General features: G+C 75.1%; 15 protein-coding genes and 1 pseudogene. 6 read left to right on the plus strand and 10 right to left on the minus strand.

Annotated elements, in window-relative coordinates; translation table 11 throughout:
- Positions 1-26: 26 nt before the first annotated feature.
- The 5 genes from OH807_RS09285 to OH807_RS09305 form a co-directional block, all read right to left on the minus strand.
- A complete protein-coding gene (locus OH807_RS09285; protein WP_406196226.1) occupies positions 27-2459 on the minus strand; it encodes a BTAD domain-containing putative transcriptional regulator in 2433 nt (810 codons plus the stop codon).
- A 93-nt stretch (positions 2460-2552) separates the two neighbouring features.
- Complete coding sequence (locus OH807_RS09290; protein WP_406196229.1) at positions 2553-3338, minus strand: Mut7-C RNAse domain-containing protein; 786 nt, start codon at positions 3336-3338, stop codon at positions 2553-2555.
- 201 nt (positions 3339-3539) lie between these two features.
- Positions 3540-5783 carry a heavy metal translocating P-type ATPase gene (locus tag OH807_RS09295; protein WP_406196232.1) on the minus strand — a complete coding sequence of 748 codons (2244 nt, stop codon included), beginning with the start codon at positions 5781-5783 and terminating at the stop codon, positions 3540-3542.
- A 142-nt stretch (positions 5784-5925) separates the two neighbouring features.
- Positions 5926-6225 (minus strand): heavy-metal-associated domain-containing protein, encoded by a 300-nt coding sequence (locus tag OH807_RS09300; protein ID WP_406196235.1) that lies wholly within the window; start codon positions 6223-6225, stop codon positions 5926-5928.
- 278 nt (positions 6226-6503) lie between these two features.
- Positions 6504-7340 (minus strand): LysR family substrate-binding domain-containing protein, encoded by an 837-nt coding sequence (locus tag OH807_RS09305; RefSeq protein WP_406196238.1) that lies wholly within the window; start codon positions 7338-7340, stop codon positions 6504-6506.
- Between the two features lie 57 nt (positions 7341-7397).
- Here OH807_RS09305 and OH807_RS09310 point away from each other — a divergent pair, with 57 nt between their 5' ends.
- From OH807_RS09310 to OH807_RS09320, 3 genes are all read left to right on the plus strand, one after another.
- Positions 7398-7835, plus strand: a complete 438-nt coding sequence (locus OH807_RS09310; RefSeq protein WP_406196241.1) for a DUF5997 family protein — start codon at positions 7398-7400, stop codon at positions 7833-7835.
- A gap of 829 nt (positions 7836-8664) precedes the next feature.
- Positions 8665-8742, plus strand: a complete 78-nt coding sequence (locus OH807_RS09315; RefSeq protein ID WP_350540985.1) for a tryptorubin family RiPP precursor — start codon at positions 8665-8667, stop codon at positions 8740-8742.
- Positions 8743-8833: 91 nt separating this feature from the next.
- On the plus strand, positions 8834-9880 hold the full coding sequence (locus OH807_RS09320) for a cytochrome P450 (protein WP_406196243.1): 1047 nt from the start codon (positions 8834-8836) through the stop codon (positions 9878-9880).
- Positions 9881-9911: 31 nt separating this feature from the next.
- Here the strand turns inward: OH807_RS09320 and OH807_RS09325 are convergent, their stop codons facing one another.
- The 5 genes and pseudogenes from OH807_RS09325 to OH807_RS09345 form a co-directional block, all read right to left on the minus strand.
- Positions 9912-10310 (minus strand): DUF4440 domain-containing protein, encoded by a 399-nt coding sequence (locus OH807_RS09325; RefSeq protein ID WP_406196247.1) that lies wholly within the window; start codon positions 10308-10310, stop codon positions 9912-9914.
- 124 nt (positions 10311-10434) lie between these two features.
- On the minus strand, positions 10435-10644 hold the full coding sequence (locus OH807_RS09330; RefSeq protein ID WP_406196250.1) for a DUF397 domain-containing protein: 210 nt from the start codon (positions 10642-10644) through the stop codon (positions 10435-10437).
- A pseudogene (locus OH807_RS09335) lies at positions 10626-11140 on the minus strand (DUF5753 domain-containing protein). Before OH807_RS09335 ends, OH807_RS09330 begins: the two are co-directional and overlap by 19 nt.
- Positions 11041-11568, minus strand: coding sequence for a multiprotein-bridging factor 1 family protein (locus OH807_RS09340; protein WP_406196253.1), 528 nt, complete (start codon positions 11566-11568; stop codon positions 11041-11043). The pseudogene OH807_RS09335 and the gene OH807_RS09340 overlap by 100 nt, the downstream one beginning before the upstream one ends.
- Positions 11569-11611: 43 nt before the next feature.
- Positions 11612-12643 carry a hypothetical protein gene (locus tag OH807_RS09345; protein WP_406210848.1) on the minus strand — a complete coding sequence of 344 codons (1032 nt, stop codon included), beginning with the start codon at positions 12641-12643 and terminating at the stop codon, positions 11612-11614.
- 266 nt (positions 12644-12909) lie between these two features.
- Here OH807_RS09345 and OH807_RS09350 point away from each other — a divergent pair, with 266 nt between their 5' ends.
- The 3 genes from OH807_RS09350 (at position 12910) to OH807_RS09360 (ending at position 18346) form a co-directional block, all read left to right on the plus strand.
- The gene (locus OH807_RS09350; RefSeq protein WP_406196255.1) at positions 12910-13701 is read left to right on the plus strand and encodes an ABC transporter ATP-binding protein; all 792 of its coding nucleotides are present in this window, start codon (positions 12910-12912) and stop codon (positions 13699-13701) included.
- Positions 13698-16436 (plus strand): FtsX-like permease family protein, encoded by a 2739-nt coding sequence (locus tag OH807_RS09355; RefSeq protein ID WP_406196258.1) that lies wholly within the window; start codon positions 13698-13700, stop codon positions 16434-16436. The genes OH807_RS09350 and OH807_RS09355 overlap by 4 nt, the downstream gene beginning before the upstream one ends.
- An 80-nt stretch (positions 16437-16516) precedes the next feature.
- Positions 16517-18346, plus strand: a complete 1830-nt coding sequence (locus OH807_RS09360) for a hypothetical protein (protein WP_406196261.1) — start codon at positions 16517-16519, stop codon at positions 18344-18346.
- The last annotated feature ends 75 nt before the right edge of the window (positions 18347-18421 follow it).

Raw genomic sequence — 18421 nt, forward strand, 5'->3', positions numbered from 1 at the left:
GCACACCGCCCAGCGCCGCCCCCGCATCACACATCGCCCCGCGGGCGCCGCGTCCGCCGGTCCGGGCTGGGCCGGGCCGGGAGCAGGAGCACCCCGCCCGGCCCGCCCGGCCCGCCCGGCCCGCCCGTCCTGGCCCTGCACCGCACCGCACCGCCCGCACCCCCGCCGTCACCCCGGCCCGCCGCCGGCTGCGCCGCGCGGATCCGCGCCAGCGCGCGGCGCGCACCGAGCCGCTCGAACACCGCTGCCGCCTCCGCCCGCAGGCGGTGGTCCTCCGCCGCCACGCCCGGAACTCCTCCCCCCGCCACCACCGCCTGGGCCTGGGCGCGTGCCGTCCAGTACGGCTGCCGGGCCCGCGCGTACAGGCCGGCCGCCGCCAGGTGCAGGGCGCGGGCGCCCGCGGCGTCGCCCCGGGCCGAAGCGAGCGAGCCGAGCGCGGACTGCGCCATCGCCCGCCACGCCGGGCTGCCGGCCCTGGCCGCCACCCGCTGTGCCGCCCCGGCGTACTCGGCCGCGCCGTCGGCGTCGCCCAGGGCCGCGCACGCCTCGGCCGCCACCGGGTGGAGCGGAGCCGTGCAGGTCGGACACTCGCCGCGGCGGGCCGCGGCCACCGAGGCGGCCCGCACCGCACGGACGGCCTCACCCGGTTCGCCCCGCTCGACAGCGTCCAGGGCGGCGGCCGCCCAGAGCCGTCCGACGGTGTGCCGGGCGAGCGGGGAGCCCTCGGCGGCAGCCAGGCCCCGGCGCAGGCAGGCTGCGGCCTCGGCACTGTCGCCGCGCGCGGCCGCGTACTCGGCGAGCCGTTGCCAGGCCGGCGCCGCGCAGTGCCCGCCGAACTCCTCGCCCCCCGCGTCCTCCTCGGCCAGATGGGCACTGCGCTCCAGGCATCCGGGCGCCTGGTCCCAGTGACCGTGCAGGAGCAACGCCTCACCGAGCAGGCACCAGGCGAACGCCTCGGCCCGGCGGGCGCCACGCGCGCCCGCGAGATCCAGGAGCTGCCGGGCGTACTCCTCGATGCCGTCGGCCGGCCCGTCCCCCGACCCGTCGCCCGGCCCGTCGCCGTAAAGCTCGTACTGGCCGAGGCAGTGGTGGAGGGCGGTGAACCCGGCGGGCGGGGCGTCCGGGGCGGCGGTCGGGCCGTCGACCTCGGAGCGCAGGCCCTCGCGCCAGCTGCCGAGCGTGTGATGGGCGAGCGCGAGCACCTCCCGTGCGGCGGCCACGTCCTCGGCGGTGCCGTGCTCCTGGGCGAGGTGCAGCCCGGCCTCCGCCGCGTGCCGGGCCTCCTCGGCGCGGCCGGACACCCGCAGCCAGTCCGCGCGGACGGCGAGCAGCCGGCCGGTCTCGCAGTCCGCGCGGACGGCGAGCAGCCGGCCGGTCTCGGCGGGGTGTCCGCCGGTCCGGGCGAGCGCCGCCCCGGCGGCGTCGAGGTGCGGTTCGGCCGCGGTGACGGCCTCGCCGGCCGGGCAGGCGCCGGCGGCTTCGCCGGCGAGGCGGGCGGTCGCCGCCTTGCGGTGCAGCCGCACCGCCCGCAGGCCGGTGTCGTCGGCGATCCGCCCGGTGAGGACGCCCGGTGAGGCCGGCAGGTCCACCACGCCCGCCGCGAGGGCGCTGCCGTACGCGGTGGCGGCGCCCACGGTGTCCCCGGCCGCCAGCCGCAGGTCACCGACGTGCTCCCACAGTTCGCCGCCGAGCTCGGCCCGGACGTCGCCGCCGGTCCGGACCTGTTCGCGGAGCCGCCGGGCGGCGGGCCCCGGCGCCCCGGAGCGGCCGGGGGTGCCGTCCAGCGCCGCCGCCAGCCGCCCGTACTCGGAGAGCACCTCCAGCCGTCGCCCGGCGAGCGCGTCCACCCGCATCAGCGCGCGCGAGGCGTCCTCGTGCAGCGGGTCGGCCAGCACCGCGCGCCGCAGCACGGCAGCCGCGCCGTCGAGGTCGGCACGGGCCTCGCGCAGGGCGCCGAGTTCGACCAGGAGCGCCAGGTACTCGGCGTGCAGGGCGCGTTCGCGCTCGACCGCCCACTGCTCGTACTGGTCCCCGGGCAGCAGGTCGCCGCCGTAGTGGGCCACGGCCCGCTCGTACGCGGCGGGGTCGCGGCTGCGGCGGGCGTGCAGCGCGGCGGATTCGAAGGCGTCGACGTCGACCAGCAGCGGCGCACCGCGCAGGGCGAGGCTGTCGTCCGCCTCGACGTGCTCCAGGTGGTGGTGCGGGGCGGCCGGGTCGGGTGCGAGGATGCGCCGGGCCTCGTCCAGGGCCTGCTGCAGCCGGTCGGCGCCGTCCCCGGGCGGGAGTTCGGGCCAGAGCGCGTCCCGCACCCGGTGCCGGTGCAGCCGGTGGCCGGGGGCCAGCGCGAGCAGTTCGACCAGGTGCCGGGCCTTGCGCGGGCGCCAGGCGTCGGCGGCGGTCTCCCGCGGGCCCACCCGTACCCGGAAGCCGCCGAGGAGGCGGACACGCAGTTCGCGCATGTGCCGGACGCCTTCCGTGCGGACACCTCGAACCTACGTCCGGGGCGGCCCTCCGGCGAGTCCGGGGTTCCGGGGCGCCGGGCGCCGGGCGGCTCACGCCTCCGAGAGCGCCGGGGTGCCCGGAGTAGTTGGACTGCCCGGAGTACCCGGGGTGCCCGGGGTGCCGAACTCGCGGACGGCATCGGCCACGATGGCCTCCAGGCTGGCGTGGTGGGCGCCGCGCCAGTACGCCTGCCCGCAGTCGGTGCACTGCGCGAAGGCGTCGTAGGAGCGCTCGGTGCCGTCCCGCAGCTGCTCCTGCACCGACGTCTTGGCCACGCTGCGCAGCGTCCCGTTGCAGGTGGTGCAGCGGCTCCACGGGGCGAGCGGCGGCGCGAACCGCGACAGGACGTCCCGGAGCTGCTCGGCGGGCCGGTGGCTGTAGACGTAGGCGCCGGCGAAGAGTTCGCGGCGCCGCAGCAGGCCCCGGTCCCGCGAGAGCATGACGCGCTGCTCGGCGGCCGAGCGCGCGGCGAGTGCGGCGTCGCCGATGTCCGGGTTCTCGTAGGCGGCGTCGATGCCCAGCAGGCGCAGCCGGCGCGCGAGCGTGCCGAGGTGGACGTCGAGCAGGAAGCGGGCCGGTACGGGGACGGGCTGCGGCCGCTGGACGGCCTGCACCGAGATCTCCTCGCCGTTCACGGGGACGTGCGACTCGTCCACCCGCCGCCCGTCGGCGAGCAGCGCACCGGCCTCGGTGAGCGGGACGCCGAGCGACTCCACCACGTGCCCGAGCGTCGAGGCGCCGTCGGTGCGCACGGCCGTTCTCCCGCCCCGCCTCGCCGCGGCGAGGAAGAGCTGCAGGTCGGGGGCGAAGCTGAGCCAGATCTCCGGTCTCTCCACCCGGCCAGCATGCCAGCGGGCGGCGGGCGACGGCCAGCACTTTTCCCGTCACGGCCACGCCCACGCCCACGGCCACAGCCGCCCGGCAGCGGCCGGGGAGCACCCGCCCGCACCCCGAACGCGCCCCGCGCCCCGCGTCCGGGTGGGCGAGGGGCGCGGGGCGCGGGATGCGGGGCGGGCGGGTGCTGCCCGGCGGGTGCGTCAGCGGAAGGACCGGAGCCGGAGGCTGTTGCCGACCACGAAGACCGACGAGAAGGCCATGGCGGCGCCGGCGATCATGGGGTTGAGGAGGCCGGTGGCGGCGAGGGGGAGGGCGGCGATGTTGTAGCCGAAGGCCCAGAAGAGGTTGCCGTGGATGGTGGTGAGGGTGCGGCGGGAGAGGCGGATGGCGTCGGCGGCGGCGCGCAGGTCGCCGCGGACGAGGGTGAGGTCGGCGGCCTCGATGGCGGCGTCGGTGCCGGTGCCCATGGCCAGGCCCAGGTCGGCCTGGGCGAGGGCGGCGGCGTCGTTGACGCCGTCGCCGACCATGGCCACCGAGCGGCCCTCGGCCTGGAGCCGCTGGACGACGGCGACCTTGTCCTGCGGCAGCACCTCGGCGATCACGTCCTCCGCCGCGATGCCGATCTCGGCGGCGACGGTGGCGGCGACGGTGGCGTTGTCGCCGGTGAGCAGGATGGGTCGCAGGCCGAGGGCGCGCAGCCGGGTGATGGCTTCGGCGCTGGTGGGTTTGACGGCGTCGGCGACTTCGAGGATGGCGCGGGTGGTGCCGTCCCAGGCGACGGCGACGACGGTGCGTCCGGCGGCCTCGGCGGTGCGCTTGGCCTCGGCGAGCGGCTCCGGCAGGTGCTGCGCCCGGTCGGCGAGCAGTTGCTCGCGGCCGGCGACGACGGTGTGGCCGTCCACCAGGCCCTGGACGCCGAGGCCGGGGATGTTCTCGAAGCCGTCGACTGCGGGCAGGGTGCCGAACTTCTCGGTGGCGGCGGTGGCGATGGCGGTGGCGATGGGGTGTTCGGAGGCGTGTTCGAGGGCGCCGGCGAGGCGGAGGGCTTCGTTCTCGGTGGTGTCGTCGGTGGTGCGGACGGCGAGGAGGGTCATCTGTCCGGTGGTGACGGTGCCGGTCTTGTCGAGGACGACGGTGTCGATCCGGCGGGTGGTCTCCAGGACTTCGGGGCCCTTGATGAGGATGCCGAGCTGGGCACCGCGGCCGGTACCGACCATCAGGGCGGTCGGGGTGGCCAGGCCGAGCGCGCACGGGCAGGCGATGATCAGCACCGCCACCGCCGCGGTGAAGGCGGCGCTCCACCCCTCGCCGGTGCCCAGCCAGAAGCCGAAGGTGGCCAGGGCGAGCACGATCACGATCGGGACGAAGACGGCGGAGATCCGGTCGGCGAGCCGCTGCGCGGCGGCCTTGCCGTTCTGGGCGTTCTCGACCAGCCGGGCCATCCGGGCGAGTTGGGTGTCGGCGCCGACCCGGGTGGCGCGGACGACGAGCCGGCCGCCGACGTTGACGGTGGCGCCGGTGACGGCGTCGCCGACCGCGACCTCGGCCGGGACGGACTCGCCGGTCAGCATCGAGGCGTCCACGGCGGAGGCCCCCCGCTCGACCACACCGTCGGTGGCGATCTTCTCGCCGGGGCGGACCACGAACAGCTCGCCGACGGCGAGTTCGGCGGTCGGGATGCGGACTTCGGTGCCGTCGCGCAGCACGGCGACGTCCTTCGCGCCGAGGTGCAGCAGCGCCTTCAGCGCGGCCCCGGCCCGGCGCTTGGACCGGGCCTCGAAGTAGCGGCCGGCCAGGATGAACGCGGTGACCCCGGCCGCGGCCTCCAGGTAGATGTTGGACGAGCCGTCGCTGCGGGAGATGGTGAGCTCGAAGCCGTGCCGCATGCCGGGCTTGCCGGCGTGGCCGAAGAACAGGGCCCAGAGCGACCAGAGGAAGGCGGCTCCGGTGCCGAGCGAGACCAGGGTGTCCATGGTGGCCGCGCGGTGCTTGAGGTTGGTCCAGGCCGCGCGGTGGAAGGGCCAGGCGCCGTAGGTGACGACGGGCGCGGCGAGGGTGAGCGAGAGCCACTGCCAGTTGTCGAACTGCAGGGCCGGCACCATCGCCATCGCGATCACGGGGACGGCGAGCACGACGGCGGTGATCAGCCGCTGTCGCAGCGGGGCGAGTTCGTCGGGCGCGGCGGGTTCCTCGCCGGGGGCCTCGGGGACGGCCGGCCGGGGCAGGGCCGCGGTGTAGCCGGTGGCCTCGACGGCGGCGATCAGCTCGGTGACCTCGACGCCGGCCGCCACGATCGCCCGGGCCTTCTCGGTGGCGTAGTTGACCGTGGCCTCGACACCGTCCAGCCGGTTGAGCTTCTTCTCGATGCGGGCCGCGCAGGAGGCGCAGGTCATGCCGCCGATCTGGAGTTCCACCTCGGTGGAGGCGGGTGCCTGGGTGATCATCTGGGGCTCCTCTCGGGTCGTCGGTTCGTCGGTTCGTCGGTTCGTCGGATGGCTGGGCGTTCGGGGTACCGGGGCGTCCAGGGCGGGGCCGGATACCCCTAGGGGGTTGTCCGTCCGGGCCCCGACGGTCCCGGAGCGGTGGTCAGACCCGGCCGGTGAGCTCGTAGCCCGCGTCGTCGACGGCGGCGCGCAGAGCCGCCTCGTCCGGCGCGGACTCGGCGGAGACGGTGACCAGGCCGGCCGCGACGTCCACGCCGACCGCGGTGACCCCGGGCAGGGCGGAGACGGCCGCAGTGACGGACTGCTCACAGTGGCCGCAGGTCATCCCGGCGACCGCGTAGACGGTGGTGACCACGACCGGCCCGGCCGTCACGACGGCGGCAGGAGCGGTGGCGGCGGCAGAACCGGTGGCGTTGGTGGCGTTGGTGGAGCAGCAGGACATGGGTTCCTCCGGTGGTGGGCGGCGCCATGAGCGATGGTTGCGATCTCTTGATACCCCCTAGGGGTATCCGTTGGCCGCACTTCCTTTATACCCCCAGGGGGTATCAACGGCAAGCAGTACGACCCAGGAGCGGCGTAGGCGGTGCACACCGCGCAGGCCCACGCCCGCGCCCACACCCGCGCCCACAGCCGGACATGCCTGCGGCCCAGGGCTCCCCCGTCGGGAGCCCTGGGCCACATCGCCTCAGTCGGACCGGGGCATCACCCGGCCGTCGCCCATCAGCGCCCGGGCCGCCCACGGCGGGCACCGGGCTTGGCCCCGCCCGACCGGCCGCCGGCCGCCTTGCCGCTCCCCGACTTGCCGGCGCCGCCGCGGCCCGCGACCGCCTTGCCACCGGTCGGCCTCCCCCCCGTGCTCTTCCCGCCGGCCTTTCCGGCACCCGGCTTGCCCGCACCCTTGCCCCCGGCCTGCTGCTGCTTCGCCCCGGCCTCCGGGGCCGCCTGCGCGCGGCCGCGCGAGCTGTTCACCGTCCGGCCGCGGACGATGCCGATGAACTCCTCCACCAGCTCGCTCGTCCGGTCCTCGGGCCAGGAGAGCACCACCTGCGACTGCGGCGCATCCGGCACCGGGCGGTAGGCGAGGTCCCGGCGGTGGTGCAGCCGGGCCAGCGACTGGGGCACGAGCAGCACGCCGACGTTCGCCGCCACCAGCTCGATCGCGTCGGCCGTCGTGGCCGGCCGCTCGATCGCCGGGCGCCCCGGCAGGGCCTGCCAATCGAGGCAGTCGTCCATCGGGTGGAAGACGACCTCGTCGACCAGGTCCGCGACCGGCACCTCCTCGGCCGCCGCCAGCCAGTGGTCCTTGGGGAAGACGACCACCGTGGTCTCGGCGTAGAGCGGGATCGCACTGAGGCTGTCCCGGTCGACCGGCAGCCGGACCAGTCCGGCATCCGCACCCCCGTCCAGCAGCGTCGACTGGCCCTCCTGCACCGGCACCGCCACCAGGGTCAGCGGGACGTCGGGAAGCCGCTGCTCCCAGACCCGCACCCACTTACCGGGCGTCACGCCGGGAACGTACACCAGCCGGAACGAGGGGTTCGCCTGCATCTCTGTCACACAGCAAGGCTACCGACCGTGATCGGGGCCGCCACGCACTCGCTTACCCTTATGACCATGACATCGCTCAAGCCGAAGACCACCCAGACCATGAAGCCGGCCACGGCGGCCAAGAAACTGGGCATCTACCTCGACGCCGCCCCCGCCGACTTCCGGGAGGGCCCGGTTTCCCGCGAGGAGCTGACCGCCCTGCAGGCCGAGCCGCCGGCCTGGCTCCAGGACCTGCGCCGCAACGGCCCGCACCCGCGCCCGGTGGTCGCCTCCAAGCTCGGCGTCTCCATCGCCGGCCTGGCCCGCGGCGGGGTCAGCGAGGCCCTCACCACGGAGCAGATCGACGCCCTCAAGGAGGCCAACCCGGAGTGGCTGGGGCGCGAGCGCACCATTCAGGCCGAGGTCCGCAACGAGGCCGTGCGCGTCAAGGAGAAGCACGAGAAGGAGCAGAAGAAGCAGGCGGCCGCTGCCGCCGCCCCGGCCGCGCCCGCCAAGAAGCGCTGACCCGGACAGGAAGAACCGACCGGGCCCGGTAGCACCGCTCCGGCCCGGGAGCGCCACCCCGGCCGTGGGGCCCGACGGCCCGGCCGGGAGGCGCACCGGCGCAGGTACCGGCCGAGCCGCACCGCCACTTGGTGGCGGTGCGCCGGCCCGTCCGGCCCTGCCGCACCGGACACGGCGCGCTACGCGCCGGCGGCGCTGACACCCGCGCCGCCCGCGGGCCACCCGGCCACTCGCCGCGCCCCGGCACACCACCGCGCCGCCCGCGCCGCCGCACCGCACCGCACCCGTCGTGACCCTCCGGCCGGCGGCGCGTCCGACCGGCGGCGGGCCCGCCGACCGGCCACCTCGCCCGCCCCGGCCCCGGGAGCGGAGCCGCCCACCGCGGCCGAACCGGGCCGGCGCGCTGCCTCAAAGGGCATACCGAACGTTCTGTCGGTCCGAGTCGCTGCACCTCGGGACCCCTCCCGGACCTCCCCACCCCCTCCCCGCTCACGCGGCGGTCGCGCGCCGTTCACCCGCGCGCCGTCCGGCGGCAGGCCGCTGACCAGCATCGTCGCGGGGCCGGCCGTACCCTGCAATCGCCCCGATGGGCATGTTCAGGCCAAGTCGGGCATTGCGCCCGCCTCGCCATCAATCGGTCGCGGTGAAAGCTGAAACCCGCCGGGGCCGGTGAGGCGGGAGTGACCTGCGTCACTTGACGCCAATTTCGGGCTGGGATTCACTTTTTGCGGCACCGGGAAGCGGAACGGGAAATTCTAGGAAATCCCCGACCGCCCTCGTCCGGCCATTGCAGGATTCATCCGTTCCATCGTCCGACGGAGGTACTGTCATGAAGCTCGTGCATTTCGTGAAGAAGGTCATGCCGGAGAAGAGCCTGAAGGCCTACGCCTGGTACGGCTGGATCTGATCGGGTAGTTCTCTGCCCGGGCCGGGCCCGGCGGGAATCCTCCCGCCGGGCCCGGGCCGCTCACCCCCGCCCCCACCCTTGGAGTTCACCGATGGCTGTGTCCAGCACGGGCCGGAGCGCCCGGGCCACCGTATTCGCGCCGCGCATCGACGAGCTGCTCCGCAAGTACCGCGGGGCGGACCTCTTCCGCCTGGAGGACGACACCGTCGGGGTCGCCGGCGTCGACCTGATGGACAGCCTGCTCCGCAGCCGGCCGGCCAACACCGAGGAGCGGCCCACGTTCAAGCCGGTACAGGGCAGGCCGGTCACCCGGCCCGACGCCGCCGCCCTCATGCAGGCCGTCTCCGCCGACGTCCGGGCCGCGCTGAAGAAGCCCCTGGGCGACGACGTCGACCTCACCGGGCGGTGGCCCCACGTCGCGCACGTCTACCTCCGGGATCTCGTCTTCGGCCGCGAGAGTTTCCGTTTCCGCGTCCTCGTGGACCGCCGGCTGGAACTCACCCCGAAATTGACCTGGATGGCGGTCGCGGCCGGCACGGCAATGCTCGGGAAACCGGGCTCGGAAATTCCGCTGTCCAATCTGGCGGCGCGCGTACTGAATGCCGAGACGTACGACGACCGGCGTTATGCCATGTATCTCTACCGGCGGGTGGCCGCGCCGGTCTGTTTCACCGTTTCCGCGCTCGTGACGAATGCGCTCTGGCTGAGCCCGGACCTCGACGAGAGCGTGCCGAACCGCGACATCCTGCTGGAGGCGCTGCGGCTGCTGCCCCCCTCCTGGAACATCCTGCGGATGGCATCTCCGGAGTATCCCGTCGTGGACGACCGGATCGGCGTCCGGGACGACGTCCTGATGTTCCCGCTGCTGAGCCACCGTGATCCCCGGCTCTGGGAGGACCCGGACGCGTTCCGCCCGGAGCGCTGGACCGGCCTCGACCCCGACGAGCAGCCCGGCTACCTCCCGTTCGGCCACGCGAACGAACGCTGCTGGGGGCGCCACATGGTCATGCCGCTGGCCGAGCGGCTGCTCGACATCGTGCGCCGCGACGGCCTCGTGGTGAACCCGGAGCAGACCGTCGGGAAGGTCGAGCTGGACGGCCTGCTGGAGGTCGCCGGGGTGCGGATGGTCCGGCGCTGACCTTGCCCGGGGGCACCCCGGGGGCGGGCGGTCAGGGCTGGTCGAACCAGGAGAAGGCGGCGATCCGCCAGCCCTCCGGAGTACGGACGAACTGGATCGTCTTGGTGCCGCTGCCCTCGTACGGCTCGCCGTTCAGGATCCCCGACTTGCGGTACTCGCCGAACCGCGAGGCGAGGTCGCCCACGATCTCGGTCCGCTCGGCGGTCTCCCACTCGGAGAACTCCACCAGCCTTCCGTCACTGAGCAGTTGCTCGCGCGGCCCGATGAACTCGTCCACCGTGTAGACGGTGAAGGCGGGCGCGGTCACGACGATCACCGCCCCCGGCAGCAGCAGCCGGCGGAGCCGGGCCACGTCAGCGGGCCGACCGCCCCGGTTGTCGAAGGACCCGAAGAACTCGGCCGTCAGCGCGTCAATCTCGACCTTGGACATGATTCAGACCGTAACACTGCAATGGCACCGGCACGGACGTTTCCCCAAGCTCCGCCCGGCCCCGCACACGCCCACGGCTCCCGCCCGGTTTCAACCGGTCGGGGGCCGCGTCATGCACCGACCGTCAGACAGTGCCGAACTCGCCGGACCGGACGGCGGCGACGAACGACCGCCAGGCCTCGGCGCGGAAGACGAGCGCGGGACCCTCGGAATCCTTGGAGTCGCGGACCGGAAGGACACCGGGGAGCCCCGGCGCCACCTCGACGCAGTCGCCACCCTGCTGGCTGTAGCTGGACTTCGTCCACGACGCGCGTGTCAAGTCAGTGTCGGACATGGGGTTCCCTCCCGAGCAGCGCGAATCCATTGAAGAGTCGCCATTTCGGCCAACGCTCCTACTTGCAGTCGATCGTAGTGTCTCTTCCAAACTGCCAGCCTGTCTGAATCACGCTCAAGATGACTGCGACCTTCCGACTCCGAGTAGCCGAGCAGAGAGTGATCGGCGAGCGTCAGGAGACGCATGGGCAGCGCAAACGGCCGGTGCTCCGCCATAGCGAACGGGCCACCTGGAGAATCACGTGGCTCGCGTCGAACTGCTCCTCCAGGGTACTGAACTGCTGCTCCATGACGGCCGATCCGCCGATCGGACGGCGCAGGCAGCTCTCGTCCAGCACCGCGTGCACGAGCGGCGGACTGCCCCGCCTCAGCAACTGTTGGCGCGCAAGCAGGAAGGTCACTCGCTCCTCGGCCTGCCTCCGCGTGATGGTCCCGCGGCGAACGTCGGCCATGGCCAGCGCAGTTGCGTACGCCTCGGTCTGGAACAGCCCCGGCACGACTCCGGATTCGTAGATCCGTATCTCGGTGGCCCTGGCCTCGTAACTCGCGTTTCGGGAAAGCCCTCCAACAGGGCCGAGTGCTTGTTCTGCAACCACATCAACAGCAGCGTGCCGCCGGTCTCCAGCGCCTCGTCCACCCGGCTCGCGAACTTCTCGCTCGGTGGTTCACGCGTTGCAAGTTCGGCATACGAGACGTAGGACGGATCGTATCCGACCTTCCTCGCCAGCTGGGCCTGCGTGAGCCCTCTCGCCTCGCGCGACCTGCGAAGTTGCACACCGAACGGCGCCCAGGGGCCTGCCGTCGGATCAAGTTGCCGGGCGGTTGCGCGTGGACCACCAAGCCCGAGTACCTCCGGCGGCTCCCCGAGCCCCGCTTCCTCACCGTCCAGCACCCGAGCAGGCCCCGCGCGCACCTCTGCGTGCACCGACTCCCCCGGGCCCGGCCAGGCTCGGCCGGGCCGGCCCGGGTCAGCCGGACTGAGCGTCGTAGACCCTGCGCAGCCAGGGCTCGCGCAGGGCGGGCAGTCGGGCGAGGGTGTCGAGGAAGACCCTCCGGTCGGGCGTGAACAACCGCGCCGGGCGTCTCGGCGGCGGATCGTCGCGCAGGACGCCCCGGGGCAGGACGCCCGTCGCGGGGACGAGCAAGCGGTCGTTGTGGAAGGCGAGGTGCATCCACACGTCGTCGGCGATCGGCACCGCGACCGCGCGACCGGGCGACTGCCAGGTCTCTCCGGTCCGCGGATGCCGCGGAACGAGCGCGAGATGGGAGGCCGGATCGGGGTCCGGCAGGCCCGGACCGGCGAGGGCGAGGGTCTTCGGTGCCGGACCGGGCGGGAGGAAGCCGTCGAGCGCACGGCCGAAGAGGTCCGTGACGAGGCCGCCGGGCAGGGCCACCGGGCTGCCCTCCGCCGCCACCAGCAGGTGGGCCAGGGTCACCCCGGCGGCGGCCTCCCAGCGCGGGTCCCAGTACCCGGCCGGTTCGAGCGGCGGCGTGCTCCGCCGTTCACGTGCCAGCGCCTCCCAGCCGGCCGGCGACTCGTCAGGTGCTTCGCCGGGGAGACGGCGCACCGCACCCGGGTCGAGCCGGACGGACTGCCAGAGCGAGCAGTCGTCAATGCGGGTCGCCACCTCCCGCCCGCAGTGCGCGCAGGCCAGGTTCGGGCCGTCCCGGCCGGTCAGCCCGCAGCAGTGTCCACCGCACCTGCCCGGTATCAGGACCGTGCCGTGCACATCGCCCGGCGCGACGACGATAGCCCCGGGCACGCCGTAGGACAGCGCGGGGACGGGGGCGAACACTCCCCGGGCCTCGGCCTCGCCCGCACCGAGATCGCTCCACAGCCGCCAGGGCGGTCCCCAGGGTTCGGGGTCGACGGCGTACGTCCCGGCCTCCATGAGGACGGGGAGCAGACCGTGGCCGTAGGACTGGCGCGCGTGGTCGGGCAGTGCGACCCGGGCCAGTGGGGCGGTGAGCGCGACGCCGCACTGCCGGCACCCGAACACGTCCGCCAAAATCCGCTCCCCACTGCCGTCCGACGGCCGGATTCTTCCGCCCCGGCGGCCGCGCGCCAAACGTTTTTCCGCCGCCCGCACCCGCCCCGGGCCCCGATCCGGACCAGTCCACCTTCATATGTCGGCGGACTGCATATACTTTTACCCGACGGGTGGGGTATACATACTCGGTATGCAAGCCCGGTCGGGCCAGGGGACGCCCCCACCGCCGACCGCGGGCATTCCGACGCGTTGCCATCTCCAGAGGGGGACCACCCATGCCTCAGACCAGTCCCAGCCGGGCCGCCGCCCGTCCGGTGCTGCACCTCGACCACGTCACCCGCACCCACGGGCGGGGTGCGGGCGAGGTCCAGGCGCTGCGCGGTGTCGACCTGTTGGTCCACCCGGGCGAGTTCGTCGCCGTGATGGGCCCGTCCGGCTCCGGCAAGTCCACCCTGCTGACCCTCGCGGGCGGCCTGGACACCCCGTCCACCGGCCAGGTCCTCGTCGAAGGGGTCGCGCTCGGCGGCCTCAGCCGCGGGAAGCTCGCCGAGGCGCGGCGCCGCTCCGTCGGCTACGTCTTCCAGGACTACAACCTGATCCCGGCCCTCACCGCCGCCGAGAACATCGCCCTCCCGCGCGAACTCGACGGCGCCTCGGGGCGGGTGACCCGCCGGGAGGCGCTCGCCGCCCTGGAGGAGCTCGGCATCCCCGAGCTCGCCGACCGGTTCCCCGACGACATGTCCGGCGGCCAGCAGCAGCGCGTCGCCATCGCCCGCGCCCTGATCGGCGACCGCCGCCTCGTCCTCGCCGACGAACCCACCGGCGCCCTCGACTCCACCACCGGCGAGGCCGTCCTGACGGTCCTGCGCGCCCGCTGCGACGCCGGCGCCGCCGCCATGATGGTCACCCACGAACCCCGCCACGCCGCCTGGGCCGACCGCGTCGTCTTTCTCAGCGACGGCCGGATCGTGGACGAGAGCATCGGCCAGGACGCAGACACGCTGCTGCGGATGGCGGCCCGCCACGGCCGCACCGGCCGCAACGACGGGATCGGGGCCACCCGATGAAGCTGCGTTCACTCAAGGTCGCGCTGCGCATCGCGCGCCGCGACGCCCTGCGCGCCAAGGGCCGCAGCGCCCTCGTCGTCGCCATGGTCGCGCTGCCCGTCCTCGGCGTCGCCGGCGCCGACGTGGTCTACCGCAGCGGCCAGCTCACCCCGGCCGAGCGGGCCGAGCGGCTGCTCGGCGGCGCCGACGCGTACGTCACCGCGTACGCACCGGGCAGTACGGTGCACCAGGCCCCGTTCGCCGAGGACGGCGCCTACGCCGTCGCGCCCCGGCAGGACCAGGCCCCGACGCCGGAGCAGGCCCGCGGCGCCACCTCCGTCCCCGCCGACCTGCTGACGGAGCTGCTGCCCGGCGCCGTCCTGCTGCCGGCCGGGCCGGGCCCCACCGCGAGCGCCGCCTCCCGGGACGGCCTGCTCCAGACCGACACCGCCGAAGCCGATCTGGCCGACCCGGTCTGGAAGGGCCGGATCACCCTGGTCGACGGCCGCGCGCCGAAGGCCGCGCACGAGGCGGCCGTCACCCGGGCGTTCCTCCGCGAGTCCGGCCTCGGCCTCGGCTCCACCACCACCCTCAAGGGCCTGGAGAAGACGCCGTTCACGCTGACCGGTGTGGTGGAGCACGCCGGTGACCTCGACAAGGTCGAGTTCGTCGGGCGCCCCGGCGAGGTCACCGCGCCGCTGGCCGCGCTCGCCCCGGCCGCCAAGCTGCCGACCGGCGTCTCCGAGCAGGCCGCCGACAAGGCGTCCTGGCTGGTCCGGCTCCCCGCCGGAAAGACCATGGACCTCGCCGCGGTCCGACGGCTCAACGCGTACGGCTTCACCGCCACCTCCCGCGCCGTGGCGATCGACCCGCCCGCCGGGGCGGCCGCCGATTACGACCGGTCGGCGGGCCTCACCGACTCCACGCGCCGGGACACCGCCGTGGTGGTGGCCGTCGTCGCGGGGATGGCGCTGCTGGAGGTGGCCCTGCTCGCCGGGCCGGCCTTCGCCGTCGGCGCCCGCCGCTCCCGCCGGCAGCTGGCGCTGCTCGCGGCCGGCGGCGGCAGCCGCGGGCACGTCGCCTCCGTCGTCCTCGGCGCCGGCCTGGTGCTCGGCCTCACCGGTGCGGCCGCGGGCGTCGCGCTCGGCACCGGTCTGGTGGCGCTGCTGCGCCCGTGGATCGAGGAGACCGCCGGCAGCCGGTTCGGCCACTTCGGCCTGCAGCTCACCGACCTGGTGGCGATCGGCGCCGTCGGCCTGGCCACCGCCCTGCTCGCGGCGGCGCTGCCCGCCCTCCAGGCGGCCCGCCAGAGCATCACCGCCGGTCTCAACGACCGGGACACGATCAAGCCGCCGAGCCGCCGGACCACCGCCCTGGGCGCCGTGCTCTTCGTCGCGGGTGCGGCCACCGCCCTGCTCGCCGTCGGCACCGGCGACGGGACCGGGCGCGGCATCCCCGTCATCGCCGGTCTCGACCGGATGACCCTGATGGTGCTGGCCGGCTCCGTCGCCGCCGAACTCGGGCTGCTCGCCCTCACCCCGGTGCTGATCGCCCTCTTCGGCCGGCTCGCCCGCCACCTGCCGCTCAGCGGCCGGCTCGCGCTGCGCGACTCCGCCCGGCACCGCGGGCGCACCGCCCCCGCCGTCGCCGCCGTGATGGCCGCCGTCGCCGGCTCCGTCGCCGTCGGCCTCTACACCGCCAGCACCGAGGCCCGGGACCGCGAGTCCTACCGCCCGTTCACCCCGGTCAACGCCGTCACGCTCGCCGTCACGCCGGACGACCCGCAGCTCCCGCGGCTGCGGTCGGCCGTCGAGCAGGACGTTCCCGGGCTCGGTGAACGAGCCGACCTCTCCCAGGCGTTCTACTCGTGGTGCAAGGAATGCTCCAGCCAGGTGACCGTCAAGGGCACCGGCGGCGGCCTGCACGGGAAGAACACCCTCGTCGTGGGCGACGCCGCCGTGCTCCGCAACGCCTTCGCGCTGCGCGACCCGGCCGCCGAACAGGCGCTGGCCGCCGGGAAGGCGGTCGTCTTCGACGCCGGCCGGATCCACGACGGCAAGGTGCTGCTCCAGCTCACCGGTGGCTTCACCGGCGGTGCGCAGCCCGGCTCCGCCCCCACCCAGGAGGTCAAGGAGCTCGGTGTCGACGCCGTCCTGATCGACAACCCGGACGCGGCCCGCTACGGGGCCGGGGTGGTCGGCGCCGCGGCGATGGAGCGCCTCGGCCTCAGTGTCCGGCCCGTCGGGGCGGTCTGGCTGCCGGCCACCGCACCGGACCACCGGGCGGAGCAGCGCGCCGCCGCCACCGCCGACCGGCTGGCGCCGATGGCCCAGTTCGACGTCGAACGCGGCTTCCGGCCCAAGAGCGACCTGCCGTCCCTCGCCCTGACCGGCTTCGCCGGCGTGGTCGTGCTCGGCGCGGCCTGCATCGCCACCGGCCTCGCCGCCGCGGACTCCCGGCGCGACCGGGCCACCCTGGCCGCCGTCGGCGCGCCGCCCGGCATCCGCCGCCGGCTCTCCGGCGTCCAGTGCGCGCTGATCGCGCTGCTGGGCGCGGTGCTCGGGACGGTCAACGGCTTCGTGCCCGCGATCGCCCTGCTCAAGGTGAAGGCCGTCGACTATCCGGGCGTGACCAACCCGGTCGTCGTCCCCTGGACCGGGATCGCGCTCACCGCGCTCGTCCTCCCCCTGCTGGCCGGTCTGCTCGCCGCTCTCTTCACCCGCTCCCGTCTCCGGCTCACCCGCCGCCTCGGCTGAAGCCCGTTCCCTTCGGACGGCGTGCCCCGGGCCCTGCCCCGGGGCACGCCGCTCCGCCGTACCGTCAGGAGTCCACCCCCATGCAGCAGACCTCGACAGCGACCGTCGGAGGGAGCACCGCGCCGCCGGCCGCCGACGCTCCGCGGGAGCACGCTCCCCCGGCCGGCCGGGCCGTGCAGTGGTCCGGGCGGGCCGTGCAGTGGCTCGGGCGGGCCTGCGGCCGGCGCCGGTTCCGGACCGGCGCCGTGCTGGCCGGGTACGCCGGGGCCGTGCTGTTCCGGTTCCTGCTCGTCCGGCACCTGAGCTACCCCTCCGTCCACCCCGACGAGGACTCGTACCTGGTGCTGGCCCGGGTGCTGGCCGGGCGGGGGACGACCGAGATGCCGGTCGGCGTGGTGATCCCGGGCGGCTACCCGCTGCTGATCTCCCCGGCGTTCCGGATCGCGGACGACCCGGTGACGGCCTACCACCTGGTGATGGGGATCAACGCGCTGATCAACGCGCTGGTCCTGCCGCTCGCCTACCTGGCGCTGCGCCGGCTCGGTGTGCGCGGCCTGCCCGCGTACGTCTTCGCCACCGCCACCGCGCTGCTGCCGCCGGTGGTGTTCTACGCCGAGTTCGTACTGACCGACGCCGTCCTGCCGGTGCTGGTCCTGGCCTGGCTGCTCTGCCTGCACGGCTGGCTCTCCGAAGGCCCGGCCGGCCGCCGCGCGTGGTACGCGGCCGGGGCCGGCGCGTCCGCCGCGTACACGATGGCGACCCACGACCGTGGCGGCGTGGTGGTCGCGGTGACCGCCGCGGTGTTCGCCGGGGTGCTGCTGCTGCGCCGGGCACCGTGGCGGAGCACCGTGGCCGGCCTGGCCGCGCTGGGCGCCGGGGTGGCCTTCGCCGAGGCGCTGGCCGGCTGGCTGAACCGGCAGTTCACCGTCGAGCCGAGCAAGGTCGGCGAGTACCTGTGGGAGGGGCTGCTGAACCCCGACATCCTGCAGCGCACGCTGACCCGGACGGCCGGGCAGATCTGGTACTTCACCGTCTCCACCTGGGGGGTGGGCGGGCTGGCGATCGTCACCTGCCTGTTCGTGCTGTTCGGCCGGCGCACCCCGCGCGCGCACCGGATCGTCGGCGGCGTCCTGGTGGCGTTGCTGGTCGGCACCGCGTTCGCCGCCGCGGCGGCGCTCCCGGACGACGGGCGGATCGACAACTGGGTGTACGCCCGGTACACCTCCTACCTCGTCCCGGCGGCCTTCGTGACGGGCGCGGCCGTCGTCTGCCGGGCCGGGCGGCGCCGGCTCGCCGCGGCGGCGGCCGGGGCCGCCGGGCTCACCCTGCTGCTGGCCGAGCTGGTGATGTGGTCCGCCGGGCCGCTGCTCAGGACCCAGGTGTTCATCAGCTGGGGCATGCCGGACGTCCTCTTCCTGGCCGCGGACTGGGGCAAGCTCAACATGCTGCGCTCGACCTCCGCGGCCCTCGTCGTGCTGGGCGCGACCGTCCTGCTGCGGCTGACCGGCGGGCGGCGGGTGGCCTGGGCGCTCGGCCTCTCGCTCGCGATGTTCGCCGGGTTCGCCACCGCCACCGTCACCGAGGCGGTCGCCCACCCGCACTCGAAGTGGCGCAAGGGCCTGGCCACCGGCTTCACCCAGAGCTCCGGGCTGCGCCCCGACGACAGCGTGGTCTTCGCCTGGGACGTGGACGGGTTCCTGCGCGGCACGCAGGCCTTCGAGGTCTACCAGGGCCGGATCTGGTACCGCGACCCGCGCTGGCAGCCGCTCCCGGCGGAGGCCACCGCGATGATCACGCCCGCCCCGGCGGAGGACGCCGCCCCGGACGGGTACTGGTCGGGCCACCCCGCCGAGTGGCGCGTCGAGAAGGTGGACCGGCAGCAGAACTTCACCGTCTGGCGCCGGGGCTGAGCCACGGGCGCGGGGGCTGAGCCGCGGGCGCCGGGCGCCGGGCGCCGGGCGCCGGGCCGGGCCGGGGTGGACGGC

Origin of the sequence: Kitasatospora sp. NBC_01560, from assembly GCF_045208415.1 — a bacterium.
Classification (GTDB): domain Bacteria; phylum Actinomycetota; class Actinomycetes; order Streptomycetales; family Streptomycetaceae; genus Kitasatospora.

What these genes read in the sequence shown, in the direction of transcription:
- OH807_RS09285 (WP_406196226.1), bottom strand. Translation starts at nt 2,459, where the DNA reads ATGCGCGAACTGCGTGTCCGCCTCCTCGGCGGCTTCCGGGTACGGGTG.
- OH807_RS09295 (WP_406196232.1), bottom strand. Translation starts at nt 5,783, where the DNA reads ATGATCACCCAGGCACCCGCCTCCACCGAGGTGGAACTCCAGATCGGC.
- OH807_RS09300 (WP_406196235.1), bottom strand. Translation starts at nt 6,225, where the DNA reads ATGTCCTGCTGCTCCACCAACGCCACCAACGCCACCGGTTCTGCCGCC.
- OH807_RS09310 (WP_406196241.1), top strand. Translation starts at nt 7,398, where the DNA reads ATGACATCGCTCAAGCCGAAGACCACCCAGACCATGAAGCCGGCCACG.
- OH807_RS09315 (WP_350540985.1), top strand. Translation starts at nt 8,665, where the DNA reads ATGAAGCTCGTGCATTTCGTGAAGAAGGTCATGCCGGAGAAGAGCCTG.
- OH807_RS09320 (WP_406196243.1), top strand. Translation starts at nt 8,834, where the DNA reads ATGGCTGTGTCCAGCACGGGCCGGAGCGCCCGGGCCACCGTATTCGCG.
- OH807_RS09325 (WP_406196247.1), bottom strand. Translation starts at nt 10,310, where the DNA reads ATGTCCAAGGTCGAGATTGACGCGCTGACGGCCGAGTTCTTCGGGTCC.
- OH807_RS09330 (WP_406196250.1), bottom strand. Translation starts at nt 10,644, where the DNA reads ATGTCCGACACTGACTTGACACGCGCGTCGTGGACGAAGTCCAGCTAC.
- OH807_RS09350 (WP_406196255.1), top strand. Translation starts at nt 12,910, where the DNA reads ATGCCTCAGACCAGTCCCAGCCGGGCCGCCGCCCGTCCGGTGCTGCAC.
- OH807_RS09355 (WP_406196258.1), top strand. Translation starts at nt 13,698, where the DNA reads ATGAAGCTGCGTTCACTCAAGGTCGCGCTGCGCATCGCGCGCCGCGAC.
- OH807_RS09360 (WP_406196261.1), top strand. Translation starts at nt 16,517, where the DNA reads ATGCAGCAGACCTCGACAGCGACCGTCGGAGGGAGCACCGCGCCGCCG.